This window comes from Rathayibacter sp. AY1C4, from assembly GCF_002932195.1.
In the GTDB taxonomy this organism is placed as follows: Bacteria; Actinomycetota; Actinomycetes; order Actinomycetales; family Microbacteriaceae; genus Rathayibacter.
The window spans coordinates 103,986-118,186 of the sequence record NZ_PSWE01000010.1 but is presented as its reverse complement, the minus strand read 5'-3'; the positions used below and the strand labels follow the sequence as shown (position 1 = coordinate 118,186).

Genomic DNA, 14,201 nt, shown 5'->3' with positions numbered 1-14,201 from the left:
GCATCGCCGAGAAGGCCGGCAACTCGATCCTGGTCAAGGTGAACCAGATCGGCACGCTCACCGAGACGCTCGACGCCGTGGCCCTGGCCCAGCGCAGGCCCTCGGAGCGGCCCCGGCGCCCGCACCGAGGTGCTGGGCTCCGGGGCCGCTCCGGCGTGCCGAGACTACGCGGAGAAGCGCGGGAAGGCGGAGCGACCCGCGTAGGTCGCCGCACCTCCCAGGATCTCCTCGATGCGCAGCAGCTGGTTGTACTTCGCGACGCGGTCCGAGCGGGCCGGGGCGCCGGTCTTGATCTGGCCGCCGTCCACCGCGACCGCGAGGTCGGCGATGGTGGTGTCCTCGGTCTCGCCGGAGCGGTGCGAGAGGATCGCGGTCATGCCGTTGCGCTGGGCCAGGGCCACGGCGTCGAGCGTCTCGGTGAGCGTGCCGATCTGGTTCACCTTGACCAGGATCGAGTTGCCGGCCTTCTCGGCGATGCCGCGGGCGAGGCGCACCGGGTTGGTGACGTACAGGTCGTCTCCGACGAGCTGCACCTTGTCGCCGATGGCCGCGGTGAGGTGGGTCCAGCCGGCCCAGTCGTCCTCGTCCAGCGGGTCCTCGATCGAGACCAGCGGGTAGTTGGCGACGAGGTCGGCGTAGTAGGAGGAGAGCTCCTCGGCCGAGAGCTTCTTGCCCTCGAACGTGTAGGCGCCGTCCTCGTAGAACTCCGAGGAGGCGACGTCGAGCGCGAGCCCGATGTCCTTGCCGGGGGTAAAGCCGGCGGCCTCGACGGCCTTGAGGATGAAGTCGAGCGCCTCGCGGTTGGTGGGCAGGTCGGGGGCGAAGCCGCCCTCGTCGCCGAGGCCGGTGGCGAAGCCGGCCTTCTTCAGCTGCGCCTTGAGCGCGTGGTAGATCTCGACGCCCCAGCGCAGGCCCTCGGAGAAGGACTCGGCGCCCAGCGGGACGGCCATGAACTCCTGGATGTCGACGCCGGTGTCGGCGTGCGCGCCTCCGTTGATGATGTTCATCAGCGGCACGGGCAGGGTGTGCGCGTTCGGGCCGCCGACGTAGCGGAACAGGTCGAGGTCCGACGACTGCGCGGCGGCCTTGGCCACGGCGAGGCTGACGCCGAGGATCGCGTTCGCGCCCAGGCGGGACTTGTTCTCGGTGCCGTCGAGCTCGATCAGCTCGGCGTCGACGAGGCGCTGGTCGGTGGCGTCGAAGCCCTCGATGGCCGGGCCGATCTCGTCGATGACGGCGTCGACGGCCTTCTGCACGCCCTTGCCGAGGTAGCGGTCGGAGTCGCCGTCGCGGAGCTCGTACGCCTCGAACGCGCCGGTGGAGGCGCCGGACGGGACGGCCGCTCGCGAGGACGCGCCGTCCTCGAGCAGGACCTCGACCTCGACCGTGGGGTTGCCACGGGAGTCCAGAATTTCTCGGGCGACGACTGCCTCGATAAGGGCCACAACTATCTCCTCTTGACGGGTGGGCTCCCGGAGACGGGAGCGGTCGGGAAGGAGTCTACTGACCGCCTCCGAAGCGCAGGAGACCGCGGCCGGTCGTAGACTCCCAGGGCCCGATCGCCGGACGGCCCGGGCGCACCCGCCGACCCGGAGGTTCCCCGTGACCACGACCGCCGCCGACCACGTCGACCGTCTCACCGCCGTCGTCCCGGACTTCCCGAGCCCGGGCATCCTGTTCCGCGACCTCACGCCGGTCTTCGGCGACGGCGAGGCCCTGCGGGCGGTGGCCGACGCGCTGATCGAGCCCTACCGCGGCCGGATCGACGCGATCGCGGGCGTGGAGGCGCGCGGCTTCCTGCTCGCCGCGGCGGCCGCCTACTCGGCGGGTCTCGGCGTCGTCACCATCCGCAAGCCCGGCAAGCTCCCGCGGGCCGTGCTGCGCGAGCAGGCGACCCTCGAGTACGGCGAGACGATGCTGGAGGTGCACGAGGACGCGGCGCCCCGCGGCTCGCGGCTGCTGCTGGTCGACGACGTGCTGGCGACCGGGGGCACGCTCGACGCGAGCCGCCGCCTGATCGAGCGCGCAGGGTGGAGCCTCGAGGGGATCGCGGTGGTCATGGAGCTCGACGGGCTCGGGGGCCGCGAGGTGCTGGCCGGCCACCGCGTCGACGCGATCGTCACCGTCTGACCCGGCCCCGTCGCTCCGCTCCCCCTGCCCTCCCCTTCCCGCGAGACGCCACCGGCATATGCGACCCACCGGGCGAGCCGCACTCGAGTGGCGTCCCGCGGAAGGGGGAAGGGACGGGGTCAGGTGAGGGAGAGGGACATCCGGGAGAGGACGAAGGTCTCGAGCACCTGCACGAGCATGTAGAGCACGAGCGAGACGCCGGTCACGAGCACGACCGCCGACCAGACGTCCGCGAACCGGGCCTGGGCGGACCAGGCGTTGATCGCCCCGCCGATGCCCGCACCGGTGGAGAGCCACTCCGCGAGCAGCGCGCCCGTGATCGCCCCTGGCACCGAGATGCGGATCGCGGCGAAGAGCGAGGGCAGCGAGCCGGGGATGGCCACCTTGCGGATCGCGGTGAGAGTGCTGCCGCCGTAGACCGCGACCACGTCGAGCATCTGCGGGGAGGCGTTGTTGAGGCCGAAGGCGATCGTCACCAGCGCGGGGAACAGGACGACGATCCCGCCGATCACCGCGACCGAGGCGATCGAGCCGGTCCCGAAGACGAGGATGATCAGCGGCGCCATCGCGATCAGCGGCACCGAGCGCAGCAGCATCGCGAACGGCATCAGCGCGTGCTCGATGCCCTTCGACAGGCGGAACAGGATCGCGCCGAGGATCGCCACGACCAGGCCGGCCGCGAAGCCGATCAGCGCGTCGCCCATGGTCACGGCGAAGAGGCCGCCCAGCTCGGCGCGGTGCTCCGCGGCCTTCGCATCGGTCACCAGATGCTGCCAGACGTCCCACGGGCCCTTGACCACGTAGGGCGAGACCCCGCTGAAGAGGACCACGCCGATCCAGATCGCCAGCACGATCACGATCGTCGACAGGGCGACGAGCAGGCTCTTGCGCAGGCTCTTGAGAGTCGCGCCGAGGGCGGCCGTGCGCAGCTGACGCCGCAGCTCGTCGACCGCGAGGATCGACGTGGCCGTGGACTGCTCCGTGCGGTCGGGGACGGTGGTCGTCATGGTCATGCCCGCTTTCCGGAGGACCAGGGCGCGATGAGGCGCCCGATCAGTCCGACGATGCCGTAGCCGAGGAGCGCGACGCCCGCGCAGAGGAGGAAGAGCGCCCAGACGCGGGGCGAGTTCAGCGAGACCTGCGCCGCGACCAGGATCGGGCCCACGCCCGTCTCGATCTTGCCGAAGTACTCGCCGAGGATCGCGCCGAGGAAGGCCGCGGGCACCGCGATCTGCAGCGCCGACAGGATGTTGGGCAGCGCCGCGATCAGACGGACCTTGCGCAGCTGGGTGAACCGCGAGCCCCCGTAGACCGTGACGACGTCGAGCGCCGCCTTGTCGGCCGCCTTCAGCCCGAGCAGGCTGCCGACGACCGTGGTGAAGAACACCGAGAGGCCGGCCAGGAAGATCGCCGTCGCGCTCGCCTTCCCGGGAGCGTCCGCACCGCCGAGGATCAGCAGCACGATCGCTCCGATGGCGACGATCGGCACGCAGTAGGTGATGACCGCGAGCTGCGAGACGACCCCCTCCAGCCAGGGCAGGACCAGCACGAGCGCCGAGAGCACGAGCGCGAGGAGGTTGCCCCAGAAGTAGCCGACGGCCGCCTCGCCGATCGTGACGGAGAAGTTGCGCCAGTAGAAGCCCGCGCCGTCCTCCATCGCGGTCTGCACGACCTGCACGGGAGTGGGGACGGGCGCGTAGGTCGCGGCGCCGGTGGGCGCGGTGACGAGCGCCACGATCCACCAGACGGCGACGATCGCGGCGACGCCGATCAGCCCGGTGAGCCACGGAGGCAGGGACAGGGTGCGGCGCGGGGCCGCGGGGAGCGTGGTGGCCACGATGCCTCCTAGACGCGGTCGTCCGCGGCCGCGCCGCCGTCGCCGAACAGCAGCTCGGAGGCCTGGTCGACGTAGGCGTGGAACTCGGGGGTGCGCTGCATCTCGGGGGTGCGCGGGCGGGGGAGGTCGATGTCGATGATCTCCTTCACCCGTCCCGGGCGCGGGCTCATCACCGCGACGCGGTCCGAGAGGAAGATCGCCTCCGAGATGCCGTGCGTGACGAGGAGCGTCGTGGCGGGCTTCTCGGTCCAGATCCGCAGCAGCTCGAGGTTGAGCTTCTGCCGCGTCATGTCGTCGAGGGCGCCGAACGGCTCGTCGAGCAGCAGGACCTCGGGCTTGAGGATCAGGCACCGCGCGATCGACACGCGCTGGCGCATGCCGCCCGAGAGCTGGGCCGGCTTGGCCTTCTCGAAGCCGCGGAGGCCGACGAGGTCGATCAGCTCGTCGATGTAGGACTGGTCGACGCTCTTGCCCGCGATCTCGAACGGCAGGCGGATGTTCGCCATGACGCTGCGCCACGGCAGGAGCGCGTGGTCCTGGAATGCGATGCCGAGCTTGTTGTCGCGGCGCAGCTCCTGGGGAGTGCGGCCGTCGACCCGGATGGAGCCGGACGTCGGCTCCTCCAGTCCCGCGAGGATGCGCAGGATGGTCGACTTGCCGCACCCCGACGGGCCGAGCAGGGCGAGGAAGCTGCCCTGGTCGGTGTGGAGATCGGTGTCCTGCAGCGCCGCGACGCTGCGCGAGCCCATCCGGAACGTCTTCGACAGGCCGTGGATCTGGATGCCGGTGCCGCCGGCACCCTGGTCGCGCAGGGTGCCGGCGTCGGTCGTGTCGGTCACGAGTGGTGCCCTTCGTGGATCAGGATCAGGCCGCGTACTTCATCAGCTCGGGGTTCTCCTCGTAGACCTCGTCGAGGAGGGTCAGATCGAAGAGGTCCTCGGCCGTGACGTCGATCCCGGCGCCCGCGAGGGACGCGATGGTCTCGGACTGCAGCGTCTCGGAGATGGTGAAGAGGCCGTTCGAGACCGTCTCGTCCGAGACGACCAGTTCCTCGGCCTGGATGGTGGCGCCCTTCTTGGAGGACTCCTCGTTGAGGCCGAGGTCCTTGCCGTAGTTCTCGACGGCGAGCATCGCGCCCGCCTCCGGGTCGTTGACCGCGTCGGTCCAGCCCTTGATCTCGGCGACGAGGAACGCCTTCAGAGCGTCGCGCTTCTCGGCGATCGCCTGCTCCGACACCGAGAAGGTCTCGGCGACGAAGGGGAGGCCGTTGTCGGCGAAGGGCAGGTTGACGACCTCGTAGCCCTCGGCCGCGACCGTGATGGCCTCGTTCGTCAGGTAGGCGATGAAGCCGTCGACGGTGCCGTTGACGAGGACGGAGGGGTCGTACTCGACGGGGACGACTGTGAGGTCGGACTCGGACAGGCCGTTCGCGGCGAGCAGCGCCTGGAACAGGGAGGTGTTCGAGGCCTGGACGCCGATCTTCTTCCCGGCGAGGTCGGCCGGAGTGGCGATGTTCCCGGCGGTCTTGATCGAGAGGACCGTGAAGGGGTTCTTCTGGTAGGTCGCGCCGATGATCTTGAGCGGGGCCTCCTGCTGGGCGATCGCGGTGCCGATCGAGACGGCGTCGCTGAGCGCGACGTCCGCGCTGCCCGAGAGGAGCTCGGCCACGCCCGTCGAGGGGCCGGGGGTGAGCGTCACTCCCGCGAGGCCGGCCTCGGTGAAGTAGCCCTTCGAGTCGGCGAAGAACTCGCCCGCGAACTCCTCGTTCTTGATCCAGGAGAGCTGGACCTTGAGGGTGCCGAGGTCGCCGCCGTCCGCGGCGGACGCGCCGGAGGAGTCGGAGGCGCAGGAGGCGAGGACGGAGGCGCCGCCGATCGCGAGGCCGGCGACACCCGCCAGGCGGAGGAGGCTGCGGCGGTCGAAGGCCGGGAGGGAGCGAAGGGGCGACAGGGTCAAGGGGACTCCTCGGGTGGGGATCGTCAGGGCTGCTGCGGTGCGGTGCGCGGGGTCGCGACGGGGTGCCCGTGCAGGCGCGCCAAGCCGCGCCGATCGGGTGCCTCGACGCTATCCGGGGGAGATTTCTCGGGTGTGTCCGCAGATTTCGCGGGTATTAAGGCTCTCACGGATCCGACAAGGTTCCGACCAGATCGACACGATCCCCTGACGGATCGGCTGAGACCCAGTTCAGGCCCGACAGGACGGCCCCGGCCCCTCCCGCGGGCGCGGCTCAGCGCAGGCAGCCGGCGACGCTCACCCGGCGCCGCCGGCGCGGCTCAGCCGAGGTCCTTGAAGGAGAGGTCGGCGGCGGAGGCGGCGTCCCGCGGAACGAGCGCGAAGCGCGTGAAGCCCGCGGCGGCCGCGCGGTCCAGCAGCGGGGTGAGGTTCTTCGCCCGGCGCTCGAGGCGCACGCGCGAGCCCCGGGCGATCAGCTCCTGCTTGAGCGCGAGCAGCATCTCGGGCGCCGCGTCGCGCTCGTGGACGAGGACGACGGCGTCGGGACGCTCGACGACGGCACCGCCGATCAGCTCGACGATCCGCTCGAAGCCGATCGAGAAGCCGCAGGCCGGCACGTCCTGACCGAGGAAGCGGCCGATCATCCCGTCGTACCGCCCGCCTCCGCCGACCGAGGAGCCCGAGGACGGGTGCGCGATCTCGAAGATCGTGCCGGTGTAGTAGCCCATGCCCCGCACGAGCGTCGGGTCGAAGCGGAGCGAGACGCCGGCGGGCAGCGAGCGCAGCGACCGGGCCAGCGTCTCGAGCGCGAGCACCGCCTCCGGGTCGATGCCCTCGGGCAGCACGTCGAGGATCGCGGACTGCTCGAGCGCCACTCCCCCGGCGGCGACCGCCTGCTCGATCCGCGCGAGGTAGCCCCCGAGGACCGCGGCCGCGTCCGGCCCGTCGGCCTCGAGCTCGGCGACGACCCCGGCGGCGCCGATCTTGTCGAGCTTGTCGATCGAGATCAGCGCCGGGCCGAAGCGCTCGGGGGCGAAGCCGCAGTGCTCGAGGATGCCGGTGAGGATGCGGCGGTCGTTGATCCGGATGGTGCACTCCTCGAGGCCCAGCGCGTCGAGCGCCGCCGCGGTCGCCGTGATGAGCTCGACCTCGGCCAGCTGCCCGGGCTCGCCGATGATGTCGATGTCGCACTGCACGAACTGGCGGTACCGCCCCTTCTGCGGGCGCTCGGCGCGCCACACCGGCGCGATCTGCACCGACCGGAAGACGGCCGGCAGCTCGGCGCGGTGCGAGGCGTAGAAGCGGGCGAGCGGCACCGTGAGGTCGAAGCGCAGGCCGAGGTCGGCGAGGGCGGATGCGTCGTCGACCGCCGCCAGGTCGTCGCGGGTGAGCCCGCGGCGCAGGACGCTGAAGGCGAGCTTCTCGTTGTCGCCGCCGAGCCCGGAGTGGAGGCGGTCGAAGTCCTCGACCACGGGCGTCTCGATCTCGTCGAACCCGTGGGAGGCGTACACGCGGCGGATGACGCCGAGCGCGTGCTCGCGCTTCGCCTTGTCGGCGGGGAGGAAGTCGCGCATGCCGCGGGGCGGGGTGATCGGGGAGGCCATGACGGCGATTCTCCCAGATCGGCCGGGGCGGGCCGGCGGAGGCCTCAGTCCGCGCGCCGCTCCTGCTCCACCGCGCGGATCTCGTCCTGCAGGTCGCGCGTCGCCGTGCGGAGCGCGCGCTCGGCGTCGAGCCCCTGGGCGCGGGCGGAGGCGACGATGGCCAGCAGCAGCGGGCCGAGGTCCTCCTCCGACTCGATGGGCAGAGGGCCCTGGCCGGCGTCCACGACGCCCAGCGAGGTCGCCTTGCCGATCACCTTGTCGGCGAGCGCGAGGGCGGGCATGCCCTGCGGGATCCCGTCGAGCACGCTGGTGCGGTGCGGCTTCTCGGTGCGCTTGAGCTCGTCCCACACCGCGATGACGTCGTCGGCCGTCTCGGCCGTGGCGTCGCCGAAGACGTGCGGGTGGCGGCCGATCATCTTGGCGTTCATGTGCGCCGCGACGTCCTCGATGGTGAAGGGCTCGGCGCTCTCGGCCGCCAGGTCGGCGTGGAAGAGCACCTGGTAGAGGACGTCGCCGAGCTCCTCGATCAGGTCGGCCCGGTCCCCCGCCTCGATGGCGTCGACGAGCTCGTGCGACTCCTCGATCAGGTAGCGCACGAGCGACTCGTGGGTCTGCTCGGCGTCCCACGGGCAGCCGCCCGGGGCGCGGAGGACGTGGACGGTGCGGATGAGCTCGTCGAGCCGGGGATGCGCGGTCACCCCGCCATCCTCGCATCCGGTCCGGCCGCCTCCGCTGACATCGGGGCGGCGCGGGCGCCCGGGAGCCTCAGGCCCGCGCGAGACGCCGCCGCGCGACGAGGAGGCAGCCGCCGGCGACGAGCGGCACCGCGGCGAGGAGGCCGGATGACGCCGCGACGGACACCGCGATCGAGGCGCTGACCAGTGCACCCGCCAGGTTCCAGAGGACCACCGCGACTCCCGCGCCGTCCCCGATCGGGAGCGGCACCGGGCTGAGCAGCTGCGGCGGCAGCGGACCCCGGGTCGCGTCCATCGCCCGCGCGGCGACGGCGGCGACGGCGGTCGCGGCGGCCACCGGCACCGCCGCGCCCGGGAGCAGCAGCGAGGCGGCGAGGGCGCCGAGCACCGCGACTCCGACCGCGAGCACCAGAGGGAGCACGGCGTGCAGGAGGAGCAGCTCGAACGGACCGGGGGCGAGGAGCGCCGGCTGCCCCGCTGTCGCGGCGGCGTGGCGGAAGCCGTCGCTCCAGACGCCGGCGCCGAGGTAGGCGAGCACGCCCGCCGCGGCGGCCGGGAGTGCGAGGAGGGAGGACGGCACGACCGCGGCGAGCACGGCGGCGGCGCCGGCAACGGCCAGGGCGACGACCGCGACCGCTGAGCGGCCGGGAGTGCGCAGCGCGCCGATCGCGTCGCGCACCGGCACCGCGAGGGCGAACGGGGAGAGGCGGACCGCTCGGAGCCCCCGCCCGATCGCCGGGAGGGCGCGGTACCCGTCGAGCGACTCGGCGAGGTCGCCCGTCGCTCCGAGCCGGGTGGTCGCCGACCACTGCCGGGCCTGGGCGAGGAGGCGAGGCCCGCGCGCGGCGTCGAGCAGCCGGGGCGCCGCGGCCAGGAGGACCGCGGCCGACGCGAGCAGCACGGTCGCGGCGCGCACCTCCTCCTCTCCGCTCACGGCTGAGGCGAGGAGGCCGCCCGGCGTGGGCGCACCGGGCAGGAGGGCCCCGAGGACCGCGAGGGAGGCGAGGAGGCCCGCCGCGAGCGCGGGGAGGCGCGAGGGGAGGCACTGACCGGCGAGCCAGGCGACGGCGAGGAGGCCGGCGAACGCGGCGCCGCCGGCGACGGCCGCGAGGAGCGGCGCGGAGGCGGCGAGGGCGAGGAGCGACGCGACGGCGGAGCAGCACGCCACGAGACCGGCCGACGCCCGGACCACGGGTCGGCGGAGCACCGACCAGCGGCGCAGATCGGTCGCGAGCAGCACGGCCGTGGTGTGCGGCTCGCCCACCGCGGGTCCGCGCACCCGGCCCAGGAGCACGGCGGCGGGCAGGGCGAGACCCGCGGCGAGGGCGATCAGCGGCTCCGGCACGGCTCCCGCCTCGGCAGCGAGGAGCGCGAGGGCCCGGGCGACGGGGAGGACGACGACGAGGACGGTCATCGCGGCGAGGTAGCCCGCGTAGGTGCGCGGACTCGGCGGAGCCGCGGCGCGGTGCCGGTGCAGAGCCCGCACCTCGGCGACGCGAGCCCTCTCCGCGCGCGTCACGCCCGCTCCAGCTAGACGACCCGCGCGCCCAGACCCTGGATCAGCACAGGGCTGTGGGTCGCGACGACGAGTGCCCGGGACGCGGCTGCGCGCCGCAGGACTTCCGCCACCAGCGGCACCCGCTCGACGTCGAGCCGCTGCTCCGGCTCGTCGAGCAGCAGCACCGCGGAGGGACGGGCCAGCACGAGCGCGAGGGAGAACAGCTGCGTCTGCCCGGAGGAGAGCTCGTGCGGGAAGCGGCGGGCGAGCGGAGCGAGCGCGAGCGCGTCGAGACCAGCTGCGGCCTCGCGGCGGGCGTCGGCGACCGGCGCCCCCCACGAGACGGCCACCATCGCGAGGTGCTCCTCGAGGGTCAGATCCCGCTCGAAGGGCGGGGTGCCGATCAGGGCGGCGACGGCGCGGCGGTGGGCGGCGGAGCGCTCCTCCGGGGCGCGCCCGGCCACCGCCACGACTCCCTCGCTCGGAGCGGTGAGGCCGGCGATCACCCGCAGGAGCGTGGTCTTGCCGGTGCCGTTGCGGCCCGTCACCGCGACGCCCTCCCCCGCCCCCGCCTCGAGCGAGCACGGGGCGAGCAGCTCGACCCCCGAGGCGCGCACCGCGACCCCGCGGACGGCGACCAGCGGGCCGGCGAGCGGCTCCGGCTCACGGGGACGTCGGGCGGCGAGGAGCGGCATGCCCTCCATCCTGCCAGCGGGCCCTCCCGCAGCGGCGACGGCCGCCGGAGCGGAGCGGCGCTCCACCGGGGAGCGCCGCCCCGAGGACCTCAGACGGTGACCGGCTCCGGGAACAGCGAGTCCAGGAGCGACGCCACCCACTGGATGAGCGCCCGGTCGCCGAGCGGGACGCCGTCGAGCACGGGCATCGGCACGACGACCGCGTCGGCCTGCTGCAGGTACTTCGCGGTCGGGTACATCCGGCGCAGGCGCACCTGGATCGAGTCGGGCAGGTGAGCGGGAGCCACGCGGACGTTCGAGCCCATCGCGACCACGTCGCTGAGGCCCGCCTTCTGCGCGCGCATCCGCAGCCTCGACACCAGGATGAGGTTCTCGACCGCCTCGGGCAGCTCACCGTAGCGGTCGGTCAGCTCCTCGACCACGAGGTCGATGCTCCCCTCCTTCGCCGTCGGCGACGACGCGGCCGACAGCTTCTGGTACGCCTCCAGGCGCAGCCGCTCGCTGTCGACGTACTCCTCCGGGATGCGCGCGTCGACGGGCAGCTCGAGCCGCAGCTCCGTCTGCCCCTCGGCGACCTCGCCGCGGAAGGTGTCGACGGCCTCGCCGATCATCCGCAGGTAGAGGTCGAATCCCACGCCCTGGATGTGCCCGGACTGCTCGCCGCCGAGGAGGTTGCCCGCACCGCGGATCTCGAGGTCCTTCAGCGCGATCTGCATGCCGCCGCCGAGGTCCGAGTTGGCGGCCAGGGTCTGCAGCCGGTCGTGCGCGGTCTCGCTCAGCGGCTTCGTCTCGTCGTAGAGGAGGTAGGCGTAGGCGCGCTCGCGGCCGCGGCCGACCCGCCCGCGCAGCTGGTGCAGCTGCGAGAGACCGTACTTGTCGGCGCGGTCGACGATCAGCGTGTTGGCGTTCGGGATGTCGAGGCCGGTCTCGACGATCGTCGTCGACACCAGGACGTCGAACTTGCGCTCCCAGAAGTCGACGATGATCCGCTCGAGCTGCGACTCGCTGAGCTTGCCGTGCGCGACCGCGATCCGCGCCTCGGGCACCAGCTCGGCGAGCTGCGAGGCGACGCGGTTGATCGTCGAGACGCGGTTGTGCACGAAGAACACCTGGCCCTCGCGCAGGAGCTCCCGGCGGATCGCGGCCGACACCTGCTTCTCGGAGTAAGGGCCGACGAAGGTGAGGATCGGGTGGCGCTCCTCCGGCGGGGTCGCGAGGGTCGACATCTCGCGGATGCCGGTCACCGCCATCTCGAGCGTCCGCGGGATGGGCGTGGCGCTCATCGAGAGGATGTCGACGTTCTTCTTCAGCGCCTTGAGCTTGTCCTTGTGCTCGACGCCGAAGCGCTGCTCCTCGTCGATCACGAGCAGGCCGAGGTCCTTGAAGACGATGTTGTCGCTGAGGAGCCGGTGGGTCGCGATGACCATGTCGACGGTGCCGTCGGCCAGGCCCTCGATCGTCTCCTTCGACTCCTTCGCGCTCTGGAACCGGCTGAGCGCCCGCAGGTGGACGGGGAAGCCGGCGAAGCGCTCCTGGAACGTCTCGAGGTGCTGGCGGACGAGCAGCGTGGTCGGCACGAGCATCGCGACCTGCTTCCCGTCCTGGATCGCCTTGAACGCGGCGCGCACGGCGACCTCGGTCTTGCCGAAGCCGACGTCGCCCGAGAGCAGGCGGTCCATCGGGATCGGCCGCTCCATGTCGGCCTTGACCTCGTCGATGACGGTGAGCTGGTCGGGGGTCTCGGCGAACGGGAACGCCTCCTCCAGCTCGCGCTGCCAGGGGGTGTCCGGCGGGAACGCGTGCCCGCGGGAGGCCATCCGGGCGGAGTAGAGCTTCACGAGCTCGACCGCGATGTCGCGGACCGCGCGGCGGGCCTTGCTCTTGGCCTGCGCCCAGTCGCTCCCGCCCATCTTGCTCAGCGCCGGAGCCTCGCCGCCGACGTAGCGGGAGAGCAGGTCGAGCTGGTCCGTGGGGACGAGCAGCTTGTCGCCCGGGAAGCCGCGCTTGCTGGGGGCGTACTCGAGCACCAGGTACTCGCGGCGGGTCTTGATCGCGTTGCGGCCCCCGCTGGAGACCTCGCGCTGAGAGAGCTCCACGAACCGGCCGATGCCGTGGGTGGCGTGCACCACGAAGTCGCCGGGCGTGAGCTGCAGCGGGTCGACGACGTTCTTGCGGCGCGAGGCGAGCTTCTTCACCGCTCGGGAGTCGTAGCCGACGGTGCGGCCGTAGAACTCCGTGTCGGTGAGCAGGGCGAGCTTCGCCTCCTCCACCTCGAAGCCGTGATCGACGGAGGCCTGCACCACGTAGGCGAGGCCCGTCTCGAGCCCGGCGGGGAGGTCGGCGACGATGCGGGCGGCGACCTCGTGCTCGGCGAGGACCTGGTCGGTGCGCTCGACCGTGCCGGTGCCGGGCGCGGTCAGGACCACGGTCCAGCCGTCGGCCAGGCGCGCGCGGACGTGGGCGAGGGCGCCCTCGACGCTCGCTCCGAAGCCGGGGACCGGCTCGCCCTCGACCCGGACGGCGAGGATCTCGTCGATCCCGAGCTCCTCCGGCAGCACCTCGGCCTCGCCCGCGGCGGGGCCCTGGCGGAACGTGCTCATCGTCCACCACGGGTGGTCGGGAGCGTCGGCGCCCGGGGCGCTGAGCTTCACGGAGTCGCGGAGCGCGCCGAGCGAGATGAACTCGCCCGAGGCGAGGTCGATGGGGGCCTCGGCGCCGGCGGTCGCCGCGCTCCAGGCCGCCTGCAGGAACTCGCGGTTCGTCTCGGCGAGGCTGATCGCCCGCGTCGCCACGCGCTCGGGGGCGAGGACCGCGACGGCCGCACCCTCGGGGAGGTAGTGCGAGATCGGGACCAGCCGCTCCAGCAGCGCGGGGGCGAGCGACTCCATCCCCTCGACCGGGATGCCCTCGGCGATCTTGGCGAGCATCGCCGACAGGCTCGGGAACTCGTGCAGCATCTCGCGGGCCCGCTGCCGCACCGCGGGCACCAGCAGCAGCTCGCGGCTCGGCGGGAGGACCACCGAGTCGGCCTCGCCCGGGAGCGAGCGCTGATCGGCCACGGAGAAGCCGCGGATGGAGTCGACCTCGTCGCCGAAGAAGTCCACTCGGCTCGGATGCTCGGCCACCGCCGGGAAGACGTCGAGGATGCCGCCGCGCACGGCGAACTCGCCGCGGCGCGTGACCATGTCGACCCGGGCGTAGGCCAGGTCGACCAGCTCGGAGGAGATGCGGCCGAGGTCGTAACCGCGGGCGCCCTTCACGAGTCGGATCGGCTCGATGTCGGCGAGGTTGTCGGCGACCGGCTGCAGCGCCGCGCGCACGGAGGCGACCACTACGAGGGGCCGCTCGCCCGACCACTGCTTCATCCGCCGCAGCGCGTCCAGGCGCCGCCCCACGATCTCGGCGCTCGGGCTGAGGCGCTCGTGCGGCAGCGTCTCCCAGGCCGGGAACTCGACGACGTCCGCGTCCGGCAGCATACAGCCGAGGGAGGCGCGCACGTTCTCGGAGTCGCGGCCCGTGGCCGTGACCACCAGCGCCGCCTGCGGGCGTCCCGCCTCCGCGCGCCTCTCGATCAGCCCCGCGAGCAGGGGGACCCGGAGGCCGTCGGCCACCGAGAAGTCGGCGTCCCGCACCGCGTACGCGAGAGCATCGTCGAACGTGGAGGCGCGCGACAGCGCCGAGATGATCTCGTTGAGGGGCACGGGTCCAGTTTACGGCCGCCCCGCGGGCCGACCGCCGAGGGAACCCCGAACCGTCGAGGGAGCCCGGGGCTGCGGTCTCCCTCGCCGT

At 73.0% G+C, this 14,201-nt stretch carries 11 protein-coding genes and 1 pseudogene; 2 read left to right on the top strand and 10 right to left on the bottom strand.

Annotation, left to right across the window (positions count from 1 at the left end):
* Positions 1-95, top strand: a pseudogene (locus tag C5C99_RS16740) (hypothetical protein); the annotation flags it as partial.
* A gap of 69 nt (positions 96-164) precedes the next feature.
* Here C5C99_RS16740 and eno read toward each other — a convergent pair.
* Positions 165-1,445: a phosphopyruvate hydratase gene (gene eno / locus C5C99_RS07275; protein ID WP_104222361.1), complete on the bottom strand. Its 1,281-nt coding sequence runs from the start codon at positions 1,443-1,445 to the stop codon at positions 165-167.
* Positions 1,446-1,602: 157 nt separating this feature from the next.
* On the opposite strand from eno, the gene C5C99_RS07270 reads away from it, so the two are divergent.
* Positions 1,603-2,130 (top strand): adenine phosphoribosyltransferase, encoded by a 528-nt coding sequence (locus C5C99_RS07270; protein ID WP_104222360.1) that lies wholly within the window; start codon positions 1,603-1,605, stop codon positions 2,128-2,130.
* A 119-nt stretch (positions 2,131-2,249) separates the two neighbouring features.
* Here C5C99_RS07270 and C5C99_RS07265 read toward each other — a convergent pair whose 3' ends face one another.
* From C5C99_RS07265 to mfd, 9 genes are all read right to left on the bottom strand, one after another.
* Positions 2,250-3,143 (bottom strand): ABC transporter permease, encoded by an 894-nt coding sequence (locus C5C99_RS07265; protein WP_104222359.1) that lies wholly within the window; start codon positions 3,141-3,143, stop codon positions 2,250-2,252.
* The gene (locus C5C99_RS07260) at positions 3,140-3,967 is read right to left on the bottom strand and encodes an ABC transporter permease (RefSeq protein WP_258059477.1); all 828 of its coding nucleotides are present in this window, start codon (positions 3,965-3,967) and stop codon (positions 3,140-3,142) included. The genes C5C99_RS07265 and C5C99_RS07260 overlap by 4 nt, the downstream gene beginning before the upstream one ends.
* 8 nt (positions 3,968-3,975) lie before the next feature.
* On the bottom strand, positions 3,976-4,716 hold the full coding sequence (locus tag C5C99_RS07255) for an ABC transporter ATP-binding protein (RefSeq protein WP_104222373.1): 741 nt from the start codon (positions 4,714-4,716) through the stop codon (positions 3,976-3,978).
* 115 nt (positions 4,717-4,831) lie between these two features.
* On the bottom strand, positions 4,832-5,923 hold the full coding sequence (locus C5C99_RS07250; RefSeq protein ID WP_258059873.1) for an ABC transporter substrate-binding protein: 1,092 nt from the start codon (positions 5,921-5,923) through the stop codon (positions 4,832-4,834).
* Between the two features lie 317 nt (positions 5,924-6,240).
* Positions 6,241-7,524, bottom strand: coding sequence for a histidine--tRNA ligase (gene hisS, locus C5C99_RS07245; RefSeq protein WP_104339851.1), 1,284 nt, complete (start codon positions 7,522-7,524; stop codon positions 6,241-6,243).
* A 44-nt stretch (positions 7,525-7,568) separates the two neighbouring features.
* The gene (locus C5C99_RS07240; protein WP_104222356.1) at positions 7,569-8,222 is read right to left on the bottom strand and encodes a MazG family protein; all 654 of its coding nucleotides are present in this window, start codon (positions 8,220-8,222) and stop codon (positions 7,569-7,571) included.
* Between the two features lie 67 nt (positions 8,223-8,289).
* The gene (locus C5C99_RS07235; protein WP_104339850.1) at positions 8,290-9,738 is read right to left on the bottom strand and encodes a hypothetical protein; all 1,449 of its coding nucleotides are present in this window, start codon (positions 9,736-9,738) and stop codon (positions 8,290-8,292) included.
* Between the two features lie 11 nt (positions 9,739-9,749).
* Complete coding sequence (locus tag C5C99_RS07230; protein WP_104339849.1) at positions 9,750-10,412, bottom strand: ATP-binding cassette domain-containing protein; 663 nt, start codon at positions 10,410-10,412, stop codon at positions 9,750-9,752.
* Between the two features lie 89 nt (positions 10,413-10,501).
* Positions 10,502-14,113: a transcription-repair coupling factor gene (gene mfd, locus C5C99_RS07225; protein WP_104248107.1), complete on the bottom strand. Its 3,612-nt coding sequence runs from the start codon at positions 14,111-14,113 to the stop codon at positions 10,502-10,504.
* Positions 14,114-14,201 lie beyond the last annotated feature (88 nt).

Coding starts and splice junctions, on each gene's coding strand:
- C5C99_RS07255 (WP_104222373.1), bottom strand. CDS start 4,716: ATGGGCTCGCGCAGCGTCGCGGCGCTGCAGGACACCGATCTCCACACC.
- hisS (WP_104339851.1), bottom strand. CDS start 7,524: ATGGCCTCCCCGATCACCCCGCCCCGCGGCATGCGCGACTTCCTCCCC.
- C5C99_RS07265 (WP_104222359.1), bottom strand. CDS start 3,143: ATGACCATGACGACCACCGTCCCCGACCGCACGGAGCAGTCCACGGCC.
- C5C99_RS07230 (WP_104339849.1), bottom strand. CDS start 10,412: ATGCCGCTCCTCGCCGCCCGACGTCCCCGTGAGCCGGAGCCGCTCGCC.